The 463-nt window shown below is 68.3% G+C and carries 1 protein-coding gene; it reads left to right on the plus strand.

Annotated features, from left to right (window positions below; all coding sequences use genetic code 11):
• The first annotated feature begins 38 nt into the window (after positions 1-38).
• Positions 39-446: a YciI family protein gene (locus JHE00_RS34590; RefSeq protein WP_200326416.1), complete on the plus strand. Its 408-nt coding sequence runs from the start codon at positions 39-41 to the stop codon at positions 444-446.
• Positions 447-463 lie beyond the last annotated feature (17 nt).

Raw genomic sequence — 463 nt, forward strand, 5'->3', positions numbered from 1 at the left:
GACCAGAATGGGTCGCACCAGGACCGAGGAGAACCACGATGGCCAAGTACCTGATGCTCAAGCACTACCGCGGAGCTCCGGACGCGGTGAACAACGTGATGATGGACCAGTGGACCCCCGAGGAGATCTCGGCCCACGTCACGTACATGCAGGACTTCGCGAAGCGGCTCGAGCGGACCGGCGAGTTCGTCGACAGCCAGGCGCTCGCTCCCGAGGGCACGTGGGTCCGCTACGACGGCGAGGGCCGCCCGCCGGTCACCGACGGTCCCTTCGCCGAGACCAAGGACCTGATCGCGGGCTGGATGGTGATCGACGTCGACAGCTACGAGCGCGCCCTCGAACTGGCGGGCGAGCTCTCCGCGGCGCCCGGCAAGGACGGCAAGCCCATCCACGAGTGGCTCGAACTGCGCCCGTTCCTCACCGCGCCGCCCACCGTCACCGAGTGAGCTCCGCCATCGACGAG

Source organism: Prauserella cavernicola, assembly GCF_016595675.1.
GTDB lineage: Bacteria > Actinomycetota > Actinomycetes > Mycobacteriales > Pseudonocardiaceae > Prauserella_A > Prauserella_A cavernicola.

What these genes read in the sequence shown, in the direction of transcription:
- JHE00_RS34590 (WP_200326416.1), top strand. Translation starts at nt 39, where the DNA reads ATGGCCAAGTACCTGATGCTCAAGCACTACCGCGGAGCTCCGGACGCG.